1 pseudogene is annotated in these 546 nt (G+C 75.6%); it reads left to right on the plus strand.

The features are described from left to right. Window positions 1-546, plus strand: a pseudogene (locus D183_RS0116310) (hypothetical protein); the annotation flags it as partial.

A 546-nucleotide genomic window follows, 5' to 3' on the forward strand; every position in this document is an offset into this window, starting at 1 on the left:
GCGAGGCGCTGGCGCTGGCGCGCGCGCTGCAGGTGCCGCGCGCCGATGCCGATCGCATCGAGGCGGCATTGCGCGCGCGCGAGGCCGCGCACGCCGGCATCGATCAACTGCTGCAACGGGCGGCGCAGGCGCGTCACGACGGGCATCTGGACGACGGCCCGGACGCGGCCTTGCCGCTGTACCAGCGTGTCCTGGAGTACGCGCCGGAACGCACCGCGGCGCTGGAAGGCCGCGAGGATGCATTGTCGGAACTGCTGCAGCACGCACGCGGCGATCTGGCGCGCGGCGACCTGGCCGCCGCCGTGGCGCTGGTGGAGCGCGCGCGTGGCTACGACCCCGGCCATGTCGACCTGCCCGAGACCCAGGCGGAACTGAATCGGGCGCTGGAGCGCCTGCAGCGCGAGGCCGAGCAGGCCCTGCGCCGGCAGCGCCTGGATGCGGCGGCACACGCGTTTGCGCAGTGGCACGCGGCGGTGCCGGACGCAGCCGGCGCCAGCGACGGCCTGGAGCGGGTGGCGGCAGCCTATGCGCTGCAGGCGAGCCGTG

Origin of the sequence: Xanthomonas sp. SHU 199 (assembly GCF_000364665.1) — a bacterium.
GTDB classification, from domain to species: domain Bacteria; phylum Pseudomonadota; class Gammaproteobacteria; order Xanthomonadales; family Xanthomonadaceae; genus Xanthomonas_A; species Xanthomonas_A sontii.